The sequence below is a fragment of the Vreelandella titanicae BH1 genome, assembly GCF_000336575.1.
GTDB lineage: Bacteria > Pseudomonadota > Gammaproteobacteria > Pseudomonadales > Halomonadaceae > Vreelandella > Vreelandella titanicae.
On sequence record NZ_AOPO01000008.1, the window covers coordinates 82,508 to 96,792 of the forward strand.

General features: G+C 51.4%; 11 protein-coding genes and 1 pseudogene. 6 read left to right on the forward strand and 6 right to left on the reverse strand.

The genetic code is table 11. The features are described from left to right. Window positions 1-287 precede the first annotated feature (287 nt). The 4 genes from HALTITAN_RS15085 (at window position 288) to HALTITAN_RS26450 (ending at window position 3,322) form a co-directional block, all read left to right on the forward strand. The gene (locus tag HALTITAN_RS15085; RefSeq protein ID WP_009287622.1) at window positions 288-1,325 is read left to right on the forward strand and encodes a hypothetical protein; all 1,038 of its coding nucleotides are present in this window, start codon (window positions 288-290) and stop codon (window positions 1,323-1,325) included. A gap of 95 nt (window positions 1,326-1,420) precedes the next feature. Continuing rightward, window positions 1,421-1,918: a DUF4365 domain-containing protein gene (locus HALTITAN_RS15090; protein ID WP_039859653.1), complete on the forward strand. Its 498-nt coding sequence runs from the start codon at window positions 1,421-1,423 to the stop codon at window positions 1,916-1,918. Next, on the forward strand, window positions 1,915-3,066 hold the full coding sequence (locus HALTITAN_RS15095) for a hypothetical protein (RefSeq protein WP_009287623.1): 1,152 nt from the start codon (window positions 1,915-1,917) through the stop codon (window positions 3,064-3,066). Before HALTITAN_RS15090 ends, HALTITAN_RS15095 begins: the two co-directional genes overlap by 4 nt. Before the next feature lie 136 nt (window positions 3,067-3,202). Next, window positions 3,203-3,322, forward strand: a complete 120-nt coding sequence (locus HALTITAN_RS26450) for a hypothetical protein (RefSeq protein ID WP_459170891.1) — start codon at window positions 3,203-3,205, stop codon at window positions 3,320-3,322. Here the strand turns inward: HALTITAN_RS26450 and HALTITAN_RS26455 are convergent. Further along, a pseudogene (locus HALTITAN_RS26455) lies at window positions 3,323-3,424 on the reverse strand (integrase); the annotation flags it as partial. Next, window positions 3,421-3,828, reverse strand: coding sequence for a site-specific integrase (locus HALTITAN_RS15100; protein WP_425543010.1), 408 nt, complete (start codon window positions 3,826-3,828; stop codon window positions 3,421-3,423). The pseudogene HALTITAN_RS26455 and the gene HALTITAN_RS15100, both read right to left, overlap by 4 nt. A 297-nt stretch (window positions 3,829-4,125) precedes the next feature. Here HALTITAN_RS15100 and HALTITAN_RS15105 point away from each other — a divergent pair, with 297 nt between their 5' ends. Beyond that, on the forward strand, window positions 4,126-5,298 hold the full coding sequence (locus HALTITAN_RS15105) for a nuclease-related domain-containing protein (RefSeq protein WP_152419276.1): 1,173 nt from the start codon (window positions 4,126-4,128) through the stop codon (window positions 5,296-5,298). 240 nt (window positions 5,299-5,538) lie between these two features. After that, window positions 5,539-5,715 carry a hypothetical protein gene (locus HALTITAN_RS25590; protein WP_161609184.1) on the forward strand — a complete coding sequence of 59 codons (177 nt, stop codon included), beginning with the start codon at window positions 5,539-5,541 and terminating at the stop codon, window positions 5,713-5,715. 28 nt (window positions 5,716-5,743) lie between these two features. On the opposite strand, the gene HALTITAN_RS15115 is transcribed toward HALTITAN_RS25590, so the two are convergent. The 4 genes from HALTITAN_RS15115 to HALTITAN_RS15130 form a co-directional block, all read right to left on the reverse strand. Further along, window positions 5,744-6,649, reverse strand: coding sequence for a hypothetical protein (locus HALTITAN_RS15115; protein WP_009287625.1), 906 nt, complete (start codon window positions 6,647-6,649; stop codon window positions 5,744-5,746). 54 nt (window positions 6,650-6,703) lie between these two features. Next, window positions 6,704-9,064, reverse strand: a complete 2,361-nt coding sequence (gene recD / locus HALTITAN_RS15120) for an exodeoxyribonuclease V subunit alpha (RefSeq protein WP_039859711.1) — start codon at window positions 9,062-9,064, stop codon at window positions 6,704-6,706. A 35-nt stretch (window positions 9,065-9,099) separates the two neighbouring features. Continuing rightward, a complete protein-coding gene (gene recB, locus HALTITAN_RS15125; protein ID WP_039859657.1) occupies window positions 9,100-12,870 on the reverse strand; it encodes an exodeoxyribonuclease V subunit beta in 3,771 nt (1,256 codons plus the stop codon). Window positions 12,871-13,174: 304 nt separating this feature from the next. Next, window positions 13,175-14,074 carry a LysR family transcriptional regulator gene (locus HALTITAN_RS15130; protein WP_009287626.1) on the reverse strand — a complete coding sequence of 300 codons (900 nt, stop codon included), beginning with the start codon at window positions 14,072-14,074 and terminating at the stop codon, window positions 13,175-13,177. Between the last annotated feature and the right edge of the window lie 211 nt (window positions 14,075-14,285).

Genomic DNA, 14,285 nt, shown 5'->3' on the forward strand with positions numbered 1-14,285 from the left:
AGCTCACAAAGAGCATTCTCTGGTAGGGCCTGTGATATGCGTGCTCATATTTTTGGGCAAAAACCTTGTAAATATTGGTAAAACAATGGTTTATGAGAAGGCGCTGTATGTTTGTACGCAACTTTGAAAAGATGACGATAAAGTTAATGTACAATGCGCCTTTTCCTGGCAAAGTGTATCGCTCAGGCGAGAATTTTTTTAATGCTGAGAACATTAGAGCTAAATAGTTAGAGATTTGGTTGCCAGAAAAACGAGCATGTGCACTAATAAACTGTTAGGCAAAAATTATGTCAGAACTCCCGTTGTTCAAGGATGTATCTAAAAAAGAGGCTCAACACCCGGTCTATCAGATGATTCGAGATGGGGGCTATGAGGCCGAGCGAAAGGTCTTGCTTGAATGGTCGGATGGTTTCGAAGATCGAGACGGAAAGTTCTGTCACGAGTTCCAGACAAGCTTTGAGCCTTGTCTGTGGGAGCTGTATCTCCATGCTTTTCTGAGAGAACTCGGAGCTAACATTGATTTTAGCTATTCAGCACCAGATTTCGTAGTCGACGTAGAAGAGCCTTTTTGCATAGAGGCTACCATCTCGGCACCTCCAATGGGTGGACAGCCAGCGCATGGGTATTCAATGGATTCCTTGCCAAGTGACTTTAATCGATTTAACCAGGACGCAACCATAAGGCTATGCAATAGCTTCACTTCGAAAGTTAAAAGACTGAGGGAAAGGTACTCAAAGTTAAGTCAATGCGAAAACAAGCCGTTCGTTCTAGCTATCGCGTCATTTGATAGACCGTTCTCTCATATGTCTGCATTTCGGCCCATTATTAGCGCATTGTACGGTCTATATCATGACGAAGAACAAACGATAGCTTCAGGCTTGAATGAGATGGTCAGTTATAATGTAAGCGGCGTATTAAAAAATGAGAGCGCGACTATAGATCTAGGCTACTTTTGTTCTCCAGATTATTCTGACGTTAGTGCCGTAATTTTCAGTAGCCTTGCGACCTGGGGAAAAGTAAGGGCATTAGCCGATAACCCTTCTGCAAAGACCGTATATACGACCTATCACCCAAACCCTGGTTCACTTCATCCAATTATAATGCAGTCCCCAAAATCTGAGTATTTTGAGCACCTTTTGGACGGTTTATGCGTGTTACACAATCCGTTTGCTAAGCACCCGTTAAAGCCAAGTACGCTAAGTCATGAGAGGCTGGCACAAGGATTTGTGAAGGATGACGGAGAGCTAGGCTTTATCGCACCGGATGATTTTTTGCTCATGCGTTCGCTTATGTCAGTCAAAGAGGCAGAGAATGGCGGAAGTTAGAATGCCTAATAAAAAGCTGTTTTCGGACGCACCTACGCTGGCGCTTCGGTGCGCCGCAAAGCCAAAGCGTTAGTATTTTGAGTACGAGCTGAAAAATGGATGATAATCAAAAAAAAGAACTATTCAGCAAAGCCTTTGTGAAAGCATTGGCCGCTCAATCCGGTCTCAGAAGCGCTGAGCCTGATGTAGATGATGACAGTATTGACGTCATCATACGAGGTCGAGGTTATCGCACAGGTATTCGAAACCCACAGATCGATGTTCAACTAAAGTGTACGGCCAACAATGATGGAGATGATGATTTTTTTAAATTCAGACTTCCTTTGAAAAATTACAATGATTTGAGGGGAGACAATATTCTTTGCCCCAGATTTTTATTTGTCCTGGTGGTTCCGGAAAATTGTGAAGAGTGGTTAATACACCAGCCAACGTCTAGCATAATAAAACATTGTTGTTATTGGCACTCATTGCAAAGAATGCCTACTGTAACTAACAACTCAAAAGTAACACTGAATATACCAAGGTCACAAAGGCTTACCTCTCACAGTATTCTGAGTTTGATCGATATAGCTAATGCGAGGCAGGTCGCATGACATTCTTCGATATTAATTCGATTGTCAAAGATATCAATCCAACTCGTCTTGAGGCGTATCTGCTCTCAACCGGATGGATAGAGGCATGCTCCATCAGTGATAAAGCGAAAGTCTGGCACAGGCCAGAAGAAAAGTATTTTGATCTAGAAATTTTACAACCAATCAATCAAGACCTTAAAGATTATTCTCAAAGATTGTACGAGGCGATTCACTTTTTATCTGAATATGAGAATAGGACGGCTTCAAAAATCATTAATGATGTTGGTAACTTTGATTCTGATATAGTAAAAATTCGAGTTATAAGTCCTGATGTTGATGGTGGAGTTATACCAATTGATGATGGTGTTCTCTTATTTGAAAAAGCAAAAGAATTATTGGTTTCATCTACTTTGTCAACCTTTAAGAAAAAACGATTTTTTTCGGGCAGTTGGCCTGCGGCAGTAAGGGAGTTTATTGACACATTGCGGTTTGGCCAAACTGAGCGCGGTAGTTACATAGTCAACGTAATTGCACCTATCAGTCATTTTTCAGAAAAAGAAATCCCTGAAGCTGATTGTTCAATTACTAGGTCAATAAGCAATAATTTGGCGAGAAGCTTACAAGCTACAAGGGTTGCGGTTGAGAATTATGAGAAGACAAAAGATCTGATCTCATTTGAAAGTGCGGTGTCCAGCGGCGTGAGTGCAAATCTATGCGATGCAATAATTGGCATGAGTGGAACTTCAAATTCTAGGGACATAGAAATATCTATTGAGTTTGCAGCATCAGAAATGGACTCTCAAGGCATTCTTAGAAGCCATAGATTCGCCTCAAGTCACATCCCTATATTGAGCACCGCGTCAGACTATTATAAAGGTAATTTTGTTATTCAAAACTATGAGGCCCGTGGTTTAGTTATTAGGATGGATCATGAGCCTACCGAAGACTATGGAGTCATAAGAGTGAGCTCAATCGTCAACGGAGCTGCTAAAAATATATCCGTTCAGTTGAGCCTTGACGATTATTGGGAAGCTGTAAAGGCACATAAACCTGGATACCCAGTTGCATGTCAAGGAGACCTTCATGTTACTCCTAGGTCAGCATTTTTAGTTGACCCAAGAAAATTTAGAGTTATTAATAATGAGGACTTATTTGACGAACAATCCTAACAATCGCAGGCATCGCGACGGCTTTTCAGCTTCGGCTTTGCCTCCACTTCAAAATAGCGCGTGCTGCAGGCGTTATATAAAATCTATCTAAATTAACTTCTTGGCCTGGTAACGACGGCCCTATATCGACCGTCGTTTGTCTATATCAGACTTCTGTCTGTTCTGTCATTTCCAAAGCATTATCTACTTCAATCCCAAAATATCTGACGGTGCTTTCCAGCCTCATATGGTCCAGGGGCAGTTGCACCGCCCTTAAGTTTTTCGTGCGACGATATATCAACGAAGCTTTTGTACGACGCATCGTGTGCGTGCCATAAATTGACGCATCTAGGCCTATTTCGGTAACCCAGGCTTTCATAATACGGGCATATTGGCGCGTTGATAGATGCTATGCGCTATTGATTCGGCTGGGAAAAAAGAAGTCCTCGCGGAGCTGAGCAAGCTGTATCCAGTTGAGAATAGCGATGTGAGTTGCTCGGTTATTTCGAACTGGACAGGTCGATGCGTTTTTTGCTGCATCGCGATGGCTCGTGGGGATATGCACGCACCATGGGCTATATCCCGGACTCGTAAATTGACAAGGTCGCAGCCCCGTAATTTGCTATCAATGACTAAATTGAAGAGGGCAAGGTTTCTCGTCTTTTTGGCAAGCTGTAGGCGCACACGTATGGCCCAGATATCTCGAAGGCGCAGAGGCGCCTTCTGCCCAACCAACTTGCCTTTATTCCAAGGTGTAAATGAGATTTCAGTCGGAACGTTCATGGCATGATCCTCTAACAGGTGGAGGTCAAAGAATGGCTCAATTCACGCTCGTCATGTGCTAAGGTTAATTCATGGTCAGGGCTCGACTCTGAGCGTTCATTCTTGGAAATGCAGTAGGAGCGCGAATTTTGGCTATACGGCCTAATGGAAATTAATAGACCAAAGAATCACAGGCTTGGGAGAATCTGGCAGGCTGCATTTGCCGGGAAAAAGTGCCAGCGCGTTCATTCAATCATAATATAGGCAGTCTAATACCTGTTAGGTGTAAGGTGTATTATGCATATACCGAGTGAAAGAGTGAGTGATGAGATGCGCTCGGAACAAGCATCTCTTTGGATAGTGCCAGCTAATGAAGGGAAGGAAATTGCAGTACTAATCAAGGCGCCTACTCCTTCACTGAAAGCAATAATTTCAGGATGCAAGATAGAGATTCTTATAGGTCTGAAGGAAACAATATTATGCAGTGGTGTCCGTATATATGACGCACCTGGTTCTCCTCTATTAGTTTCCGGTGTTCAAAGATATAGAGAAGAACATATTGCTCTATCGCGATTATTAACTGAGAAAAGCTCCCCCATTTTCTTATTTAATGAAATGGATATTTGCATTGGGTGGTCAAGCCTTTTGATTGACTCAAAAGCGGCTAAAAATTTCGAATCACTAATTCTTGATGCAAATAGGTTGTATACAGGCCCATTTGATTCAAAAGCATCACATATATTGGATTGCTTCTGCTTCACTTTCGACAAAACCGTATCTTATGAAAATACTTCTGATATCCCTGTAGCATCTATGGAGCCAGAGGTAGAGGAATGGCACTCAACAGATAATCTTTTCATTGGCCTTAAGGAATCGCAGTCAATTCAATTGAACGACAAAGATGAGGGCGAGATATTTGAACGTGCAATTTGGGCAAGTCTGGAATCTGTATTTCCATTCACACTATACAAATCTCCAATCGTCGAAATCGGGGAAAGTCAGCGAGAACTGACTGATGTGCTAGCTTTCCATGAATATGGTAGCTTTCTTATTGAAGCCAAAGATTTGTCAATTTTGGATTCAGGTTTTAATAGAACGATAGAAAGAAGGGTGAAAGGTGTCCAGAAACAAGCAAGGAAGGCAATAAAGCAGCTTGTAGGATCATCAAAAGCCCTGAAGCGAGGAGAAAGAATCTTTGATGCTCAAGGTAAAGAGATAAAGCCTGAAAGGATGAACCCCGTACACTGTATTGTTCTTGTCACAGAACTTGGCCACAGTGGTGACTGGAGCGATGTTGAAAAAGATCTGATTAAGGCTGTTAAAGAAACAAATAATTTTTTCCATGTCTTCGATTTACGAGAGTTTATAATGATCCTCAAAGGAAGTTTTGGCAGGCCTGAGTTAGTTGATTACAATCTGATTGAGCGGTTTAAAGTTTTTCTTTCCAAACGTAGCGTCCACATTAGAAGTCAACATGCACCTAACAAATAAATCCAGGTGACGCCTACAGCGCACCTGATTTAGGCGTTATATCAGCTTTGCCTGAATGACAGCTCCTGGCCGAAAGCAGGCACCACCAACGGTAATGTCGGTTTTGATTACAACCTCCCGAACCCACTCACCCTCATAACCTCTCCCGTCACCGCCTCACTAATATCCCGTGTTTGGCTTCGATCAGAGTGAGCCAATCGCGGGCGCGGGTGATGTCATTACGTTCAAATGGCGCAACTCTTGGGCCGAAACTCCGAGCTGTTGGTGGTAAACCCTGCGGCGCGCATTTCCTTGCTGGCCATGGAGGAAGTCATCACACTCAGCGAATCGATACTGATTGCCGTTTATCTGGAACAGCCTATGATGCCCGCAGCTTGGGAGAAGTGGCACATTTGGCGGAGTTACGCCACAACCTGATCAATTTTTGATTATGTGATTTGTTTTTCTATTTATTTTGAGGGATTGGTTCGCCAGCCATTAACCGATTTCTACGTTTATTATCAATACTAAGAAGTTGATCATATATTTCAATAATTTTAGGACATGTAGCCAGTTCAATAACACAAATTGCTGTCGCGACGATAGCTCCATGCATTATTGCTTGATTTTCCCAGTTAAAAGCTTGAGAAATTAATCTAAATTCGTTTTGGCGTTTTTCATCCTTTGTATGATGAGACTTGTCAAAATGTACGCCGCCTAGCTTATTGGCGACGTAATCTATAATTCTTTCTCTTTTGATAGGAATATCTTTAAGGAATCCCATTTTTAAATGTTTCCAATTATCGATTGTGACATGTTTTCTGGTTATATGGCAGATTTGTGAAAACTGTGTGCCGTTGGCTAATGTTACGCCTGAATGATCTGAGTTCCTGTCTCTAGGTACCCAAACATCGAACCTATACTTCAAGGAGTCGGGAGCAAGATCTTCAGTAGAGAGAAAGAACTCTTCTTTAGTATCTATTGAAAATTTTTTCTGAAATTCTTCTAAAACAATAAATGATAGTAAAAAATGAGCTAAATGGCCGTGTTTCTCAGGTTTGTTCTGAGAATAAAATAGCATTGCAAAATCCCCTTCAAAGGAATTTATGATGAATTCGATATTATGTTTTTCAATAAAAGAAACTAGAAGGGGGGGTGCTGCACTATCGAAGATCAATGCTCTAAGCGATGCTGCGGCTAAAAGTAGTTGACCTGAGTCTATTTGAAGGGGCTGCTTGCCGACGAGCTCTTCACCAGAAAATGTGTATGCAGTTTTAAGAATAACGCCTAAATGGGTTCTAAGTGCTAATGCCTCTCCCCAGTCTTCTTGGCTTATATAAACTATTTCATTATCTTTGTTGTAATTATTCATAATTTCAAAAAAATCCTTGGTAATTTATTTCAGCTAAACTTATTAAATGATGAATTAGCTGTTGATGCCTTTTACCCCACTAACCCTCATAACCTCCCTAGTAACCGCATCATTCAATATCCCGCGTTTAGCTTCGATCAGCGTGAGCCAGTCGCGGGCACGGGTGATGCCGGTGTAGACCAACTCGCGGGTAAGAATCGGGTTGGGCGTTTGCGGTAGCAGTAGGGCGGTGTGCTGGAACTCCGAGCCTTGGGATTTGTGTACCGTCATCGCGAACACGGTTTCTACCGCGTGCAGGCGGGAAGGCAGTACCCAGTGGATGGGGTTTTCTGCGTCACTGGTCGGAAAGGCGACGCGCAGTAATGATTTACCCGGCGTGCGAGGATCAGGCACGGCGAGAGAGATGCCGATATCGCCGTTCATCAGTTTCAGGCCGTAGTCGTTTTGGGTGACTAGCACCGGGCGGCCTTCAAACCAGCCTTTCTCTAACGTGTGGTCGTTGCCGAACAGCAGCTTTTCGCGGCGCAATGTTTTGGCGATGCGCAGGTTTAAGCCTTCTACTCCCCAGGGGCCTTTGCGTAGTGCACACAGTAGCTGAAAGCGGCTGTAGGCGCTCAGCACTTGCTTCGCCCAGGCATCGTAAGCTTCCCCGTTCTCTTCAAACGCTAGCGATGTATCAGGCCGTTCACCCGCCAGGGTATTCAGGTAGTGCTGGTAGCCGGTGGGCGGTGCCATTGGCTCGCCCTTGAAATTGGTGCGGCCTTCGCCTGCGTTGGGAAAACGTTGCGGGCTGCCGGTGATCACCAGGCGCTCTAGGGCGCTATCTTCGTTTTGTGCGTCAGGCTTTAACACCAGGTGGTGCAGGTCGGCGTAGCCGTTATTCAGGACGCCATGCACGGCTTTGTGTTTATTCCGTTCCCGCAATGCCTCACTTAGCGGCTGGTTAATCGCCTGGGCGAGCTGGCCGATGCCGCTTGTTTCAGTAAAGCGGTGGCTTACCCGTAGCATGGTAATGGCTTGATCAAGCGGCTGGCCGTCCGGGTCGATTAATACCTCCGGTAGCGGGTGGTCGGTGAGTTCGGCTAGCCACTGCGCCGTGGCCGGGGTGTAGTGGGCGGCGTCGGCACGGCGGCATAGGTCACCCAGCACGGCACCTGCTTCTATGGATGCCAGCTGGTCTTTATCCCCCAGCAGCACCAGCTTGGCGCTGGCGGGCAGGGCGCTGAGCAGCGCCGTCATCATTTCGATATCTACCATCGAGGCTTCATCTACCACTAGCACATCCAGCGCCAGTGGGTTGGCGGCGTTGTGGCGGAAGTGGCGGGTGTCGGCTCTGGCACCTAAAAGCCTGTGAAGTGTGGTGACCTCAGTTGGTATGGCTGCTTGTAGTTGGTCAGTGCTTGAATCTTCGCGAGCTGAAGCTCCCTCCCACAAGGCGGCAAGCTTCTCTGTGGGTAGCAGTTCCACCTGCCCGGCGATGGATTCATTCAGCCGTGCGGCGGCTTTGCCGGTGGGGGCGGCCAGGCGAATGCGTAGCGGGTGGGCGTTGGGCTGGGCCAGTTGTAGGGTTTGCAGCAGGGCTAGCAGGCGCACGACTGTGGTGGTTTTGCCGGTGCCGGGGCCGCCGGTGATGATTGCGAACGGGCTTAGGGCGGCGAGGGCGCAGGCGGTTTTTTGCCAGTCTATGCTGTTGCTGGCGGGGAATAGGGTATCTAGGGCATCTTTGAATATTTGGGGGTGACTATCGTCACCCTTCGCGAGCTGAAGCTCCCTCCCACAAACATCTGCATGTTCTGGAGTGGCTTCATTACTGCCGCTTTGAAGCGACCTTCCACCAGTTTTATCCAGTTCTGCGGTGGCTAATCGGGCGGCGATTTCCTGGTGCAGGGTTTGCTCGAACTGCCAGTAGCGGCGCAGGTAGAGTTTGCTGGTGTTGCCGCTGTGGCTCACTACCAGGGGTGTATTACCGGGGCCGTTGCTGATCAGTGTGGGGTGGTTGAGCGCGGCCTGCCATTCACTCAGCGTTAGCGTGGCCAGCACATGGCTGGGTAGCGGCGGCGGGTCGTTCAGGTCGTCGCCTTCTGGGGGCAGCGAAAGCGCAAAATCTGGGGCTTCCAGCGTGGCGGCTAAATCCAGGCACACATGGCCACGGCCAAGCTGGTGGCTGGCAAGCGCCGCGCCCAGCAGTAGCAGCGGCGGGGCGTTCTGGGTTTCGCGGTCGAGAAAGCGTACCAGCGCCAGATCCAGATCCCGCAGCCAGCCACGGGAAACCCAGCGCTCACACAGTAGAAATAGCGCGGCGGTATCGCTTAGCGCGGGGTGCGGCTGGGCGGCTGATTCTGTCGGTGGTGCTGCCGATGCGGGTGAATCAGGTGCCGCGGGCGGAGCGTCATCGGCGAACAGGTCAAGGTTCATGGAGCCCCCGCTCTTGGAGGCTAAGTCACGCTTACTCATACTACCGCTTCCTGGTTTGTTACTGCGGTGTCTGCCGCTGTGCCTGTAAAGAGTGCATCCAGCGCTTCGATCAGCGCAACCGGCGCTGGCACGGCGTGTACGCCGCGGGCGGTGGTGCGGCTGCCACGCAGAAATACCGTCATCGAGCCGCCCAGGTGCTGGTGCGGGTCGTAGTCGGGCAGGCGCGCTTTCAGCAGCCGGTGGAGGGCGAGCATATACAGCGCTGCTTGCAGGTCGTAGCGTTTTTCGAGCATGGCATCACGCAAGGCGTCAGCGGTGTAGGCGCTGTCGTCGCTACCCAGATAGTTGGATTTCCAGTCGAGCACGTAGAAGCGGCCTTCATGCTCAAAGGCGAGGTCGATAAAGCCCTTGAGCATACCGTTGAGGGTGTCGGCATCCAATACGGGGCGTGATACCCCTGGCAGTAAGTGGTCACTGACCAGCTCATCCAGCTTGCGCGTTTGTACCTGGTGCGCGGCAAACCAGAACTCCAATTCCACTTGATAGCTTTCGAGTTCACATAGCGCCACCTGGCTGCCTTCGCTGGGCTGTGACGGCGCCAGTGATAGAGAGTGAGGCAGGGGAAGCGGTGTGGCGAGCAGTTCTTCAAGCCAGCCCGCCAGGGTGTCGTGCCATGCCTGCCAGCCGCGCAGCTGCACGCGCCGCCGCAGCATATCTTCCCGGGCGGCGGGGTCTTCCAAAGCGCTGTTAAAGCCTAGCTGGCCCGCCCACTCTAAAAGCCCGTGCAGAAAGGTGCCGGGGCCGGGGCCACGCGGAAATCTATGCAAATGAAAAGCTTCGGTGTTGATGGCGTTGTCGTGGGGCTCGTCCAACACTTCCAGGGTGGTGGCCTCCTGGGGCGTGGTGGGTTCTGGCGTGGGCGTTGGCTGCGCCGCGCCTGGCATCGTTTCAGAGACAGCCCCTGAGGTACGCAGCGCTGAGTAACTGGCGATCCACCACTGTTCTCGGGCGGGGCGTAACGGGGTGCGGGCGTGGCCCAGTGCCTGCTGTTCCGGCGCCGGGGTGAAGCGCAGCGCGGTGGGTTCCGGGGCGGCACTTAGCTCGATATCGCTGCCTCCTACTAGTTCGCCAAGCGCGTGGGTAAACGCGCTGGGGGCGATGGCTTTGCCGCCGTTGATCAGGTGGCCGATGGCGCTGTTCTCGCTGCCTTTTAGCGGTGCCAGCCCCAGCCAGGTGGCGTGGCGGGCGCGGGTGAGCGCCACGTAGAGCTTACGCAGGTCTTCGCCGAGGCGTTCGCGGTCGGCGGTGGCCAGCGTGGCTTCATCGGCGCTCAGGCTGAGTTGCAGCGTGCCGTCGCCATCGTGCCAGCGCAGCGGCAGGTCGGTGTCGCTGACCGGGCGGTGGTTGGCGATAAACGGCAGGAACACCAGCGGGTACTCCAGCCCCTTGGATTTGTGAATGGTCACTACCTTGACCAGATCGGCATCGCTCTCCAGGCGTAGCTTGTGGCTGTCGCCGTGGCTATCCGGGTCGGCAATAGCTTCCGCCAGAAAGCGAATCAGCGCGTGTTCACCATCCAGTTCCTGGCTGGCATGCTGCAGCATTTCACCCAGGTGGAGCAGGTCGGTTAGCAAACGCTCACCCTCGGCAAACTCGCCCAACAGCCGTGCGGCGATATCAAAATCGACCATCAAGCGGCGCACCAGCGGCAGCACGCCCTGGCGCTGCCACAGGCGATGGTAGTCGCTGAACTGCTCGACCCGCGCTTCCCAGGCCAGCTCGCTCTGGTTGAGGTGGTCGAGTTCTTCAAGGCTCAGCCCAAGTACTGATGTTGCCAGGGCGGCGCGCAGTTTGGCTTCCGCCTGTCGGGAGTTGGCCTGGGGCTCGGCGCAGGCGCGCAGCCAAATGGCGAGCTGCGGGGCAATAGGGGAGCTGAATACCTTGTCGTGATCGGAAAGGTAGACGCTCTTGATGCCGCGGCTGGCCAGCGCCAGTCGAATCGCTCGCGCTTCCTGTAGGCCGTTGACCAGCACCGCCATGTCCGAGGGGGCCAGCGGAGTGAGTGATTGCTCTCCTTTATCGTCATCGCCATCAGAGACCTTCGCAAAGCCCGCCTGTTGTTGACGGCCTGCTTCCAGTAGCGCGGCCATGTGCGAGGCGCAGCGCTCGGCCATCTCGGTTTGGTAGGCGGTTTTGGAGAGCGGCTCTTCGCTTTCCAGTGGCCACAGGGTCATCGCTGCTAGCGGTTGGCCGTTGAGTACCAGCGTCTCCTTGGTGCCTTTGGCGTTGACGGGGTTGAACGGCAGCGGGTTGTCGCCGCCATCGGCACGGAACAGAAAGGCGCCGGCATCATGCTGGTCGGCGTAGCTGAAGCAGTGGTTGACCGCTGCCACCATGGCACGGCTGGAACGGAAATTGGTGCCCAGCGTGACGTGGCGTCCATCGGTGTCGTGCCGGGCCTGTAAGTAGGTGAAGATATCCGCACCGCGGAAGGCGTAGATCGCCTGTTTGGGGTCGCCGATCAGCAGGATGGCGCTGTCGCGGCGGGGCGTTGCGACGTCATACACGGCGTTGAAGATGCGGTACTGGATCGGGTCGGTATCCTGGAACTCGTCGATCAGGGCCACGGGGAACTGGCGCTGGATCTGCGTGGCCAGGGCCTCTTTGTTGGGGCCTTTCAGGGCGCGATCCAGATGGGTGAGCAGGTCGTTGGGGCCCATCTCGGCGCGGCGTTCCTGTTCGCGCTCCAGCCGGGCACGGCACCACTGTACGGCGTGAATCAGCAGGTCGTTGCGCGGCTCGGGCAGGGCATCCAGCGCTTTCGGAAGCTGTGCCAGCGCTTCCCAGGCTTGCGGGCAGGGTGGTGCGCCCTCTTTCCAGATATCCGCCATACCGTCGGGGGTCATGCGTTTCCAGGCCGCGTCGGTGAGCGCCGGGCGGTCTGCGTCCGTTTCGCACCACTCGCGCAGTGCGCCTAGCCAGTTGGCGCGGCTTTTGGCGTTGAAGCTCTGGCCCTTGAAGGCTTTGCGCGTGGCGGCCTCTTCCAGGGCGGGCACCAGTTCGTCCAGCCAGGCGGCCCAGGGGGCTTTGAGTTCGTTGAGCTGGGCGGCGCGTTCGGCCTGGGTGGCGGCCAGGGTCTTGCTGGGTTCGGGCTTTGCGCCGCCAAGCGCTTCGCTTTCGGGCAGTAGCCTTTGCAGCGGGGCGTGCAGGTCGTCCGGTGATTTCCAGTAGCGGGTGACAATGCCGAGGGCGTCGCTGTCCAGCGGGTAGTAGAAGCTGCGCCAGTAGTCGCGCACCACTTCCTGTTCCAGTTCGCGCTGGTCGTTTTCCAGGTTGAGGGAGAACAGGCTGCCGCTGTCGAAGGCGTGTTCGCGCAGCATGCGGTAGCACCAGCTGTGGATGGTGGAAACCGCGGCTTCGTCCATCCATTCGGCGGCCAGCGCCAGGCGCCGGGAGCAGGCGGGCCAGGTGGCAGGGGCGTATTGGTCGCGGAGTTGGAGGAGTAGTGGATCTGCCCCTCCTTCTACGTCCTCAGCTCGAAACACTTCTGCTGCTTCTACCAACCGGTTGCGGATGCGTTCGCGTAGCTCTTGGGTGGCGGCGTTGGTGAAGGTGACGACCAGAATTTCCGGCGGCGTGAGCGGGCGGATAAATGCTGTGTCGTCATCAACGCTGTGGCCACCGAGCACCAACCGCACGTAGAGCAGGGCGATGGTGAAGGTTTTACCGGTGCCCGCGCTTGCCTCTATCAGTCGGCTGCCGTGGAGCGGGAGGCTCAGGGGGTCAAGAGATGTGATAGAAGGCATGGCGGTATCCCGAGCAGTATTCACTGGTCAGCACGGCAGGGCGCTGTAGGACGAGGCTTGTCCAATGCTTATTTGAACACGAGAAGGTAGCTGGGTAGAAGTCGGGCTTTTCTGGAAGTCGTTACTATCTCTGTTTCAGGCTGCCTGTATTCAATCAAGAAATACACATCATTGTTTACAGTTATTGAATAGGTTCTGGTTCTTAATTTAGAAAGTGCATTTTAACCAGTGTGCTTGAGCAGAGATATAAAGCTGGCGTGGCTTAGTCATTGAGACCGCCGTCTTTTATATATTTTATTTGTCGTTATAAAGGCGGCGTAATGGGGCGTTCCCGTAAGCTATTGATGATTGCCTCGGCTGCTTTAGTCAATATACGTCCCCTGCGAACACAGAGGATCGTCGTCGCAGAGGGGAGCTCGTTTTCTGCGATATCGACAATGGCCATGGTTTGGTGCTTTTCTTCATGGCTCACCGCGTAGTCGGGTAATATGGTGAGGTTACCGGTCTGCATGACGTGCACCTTGATCAACTCGATGTGGTCGAGTTCGAAGCCAATCCTGGCGGTAAGACCCAGCCTTAACAGGGAGGTATCAAGCGCTCGCCGAGTATGAAACGTTGGATCGAGCATTGTAAGTTCGTAAGAGGTTAAGTCTTTCAGGTTCAACGTACTATGCTTGGCCAATGGGTGTTGGTGAGGCATGGCCGCCTTGAATTGGGTCGTGAATTTTTCAACGATACCGATATCAGGATAGAAGTCATCTTGCATGGTAATTCCGAAATCCACCTGATCATTTTCAAGGGCCTGGTAGACGGCCTCTGCCCCTGAAATACGCCCTTTGAATTCGACGAGTGGATGGGCTTTTTGAAACTCTGCAATGGCAGGGAACAGCCAGGCCCTGGCAACGCCTTCGATAGTGGCATACCTCACAGTGCCTGCCGTCAATCCGTGTATATCGGCTATTTTGGCTCTTGCCAGCTCCATTTCACGCATGGTGCGCTGCATGTGGAGTGCCAGAACCCTGCCTTCTTCCGTAAGCAGCATCCCATCCGCGCAGCGATCGAACAGCGTTGTCTGGAAGCTGTGCTCAAGGTTCTGGATTTGGCGACTAATGGCCGAAGCGCTGACATGAAGGGAGAGTGACGCCTGGCGTATCGACCCCGTTTCCGCGACGGTCAAAAAGTACTTGAACATTGAAATTTGCATGTTGGTTCCCTGTTTTTTTAGTTAAAACAATAATGTAGATAGGTGTTCACTTTTCGGCAACGAGTCGTGCTAACAATAGCGTTTTTCTCATACTCTGACGCTCCCTATCCTCTACCTTACTGCAATGCAGTACTTGGGTATCTCTTGATAGCGACAATCGTGAGCTCAGTAAGCTATGTGAAGGCTTGTATAAATATGTGTCTGTAAACAG

Coding starts and splice junctions, on each gene's coding strand:
- HALTITAN_RS15130 (WP_009287626.1), bottom strand. CDS start 14,074: ATGCAAATTTCAATGTTCAAGTACTTTTTGACCGTCGCGGAAACGGGG.
- recD (WP_039859711.1), bottom strand. CDS start 9,064: ATGAACCTTGACCTGTTCGCCGATGACGCTCCGCCCGCGGCACCTGAT.
- HALTITAN_RS15090 (WP_039859653.1), top strand. CDS start 1,421: ATGGATGATAATCAAAAAAAAGAACTATTCAGCAAAGCCTTTGTGAAA.
- HALTITAN_RS15085 (WP_009287622.1), top strand. CDS start 288: ATGTCAGAACTCCCGTTGTTCAAGGATGTATCTAAAAAAGAGGCTCAA.
- recB (WP_039859657.1), bottom strand. CDS start 12,870: ATGCCTTCTATCACATCTCTTGACCCCCTGAGCCTCCCGCTCCACGGC.
- HALTITAN_RS15115 (WP_009287625.1), bottom strand. CDS start 6,649: ATGAATAATTACAACAAAGATAATGAAATAGTTTATATAAGCCAAGAA.
- HALTITAN_RS15095 (WP_009287623.1), top strand. CDS start 1,915: ATGACATTCTTCGATATTAATTCGATTGTCAAAGATATCAATCCAACT.
- HALTITAN_RS15100 (WP_425543010.1), bottom strand. CDS start 3,828: ATGAACGTTCCGACTGAAATCTCATTTACACCTTGGAATAAAGGCAAG.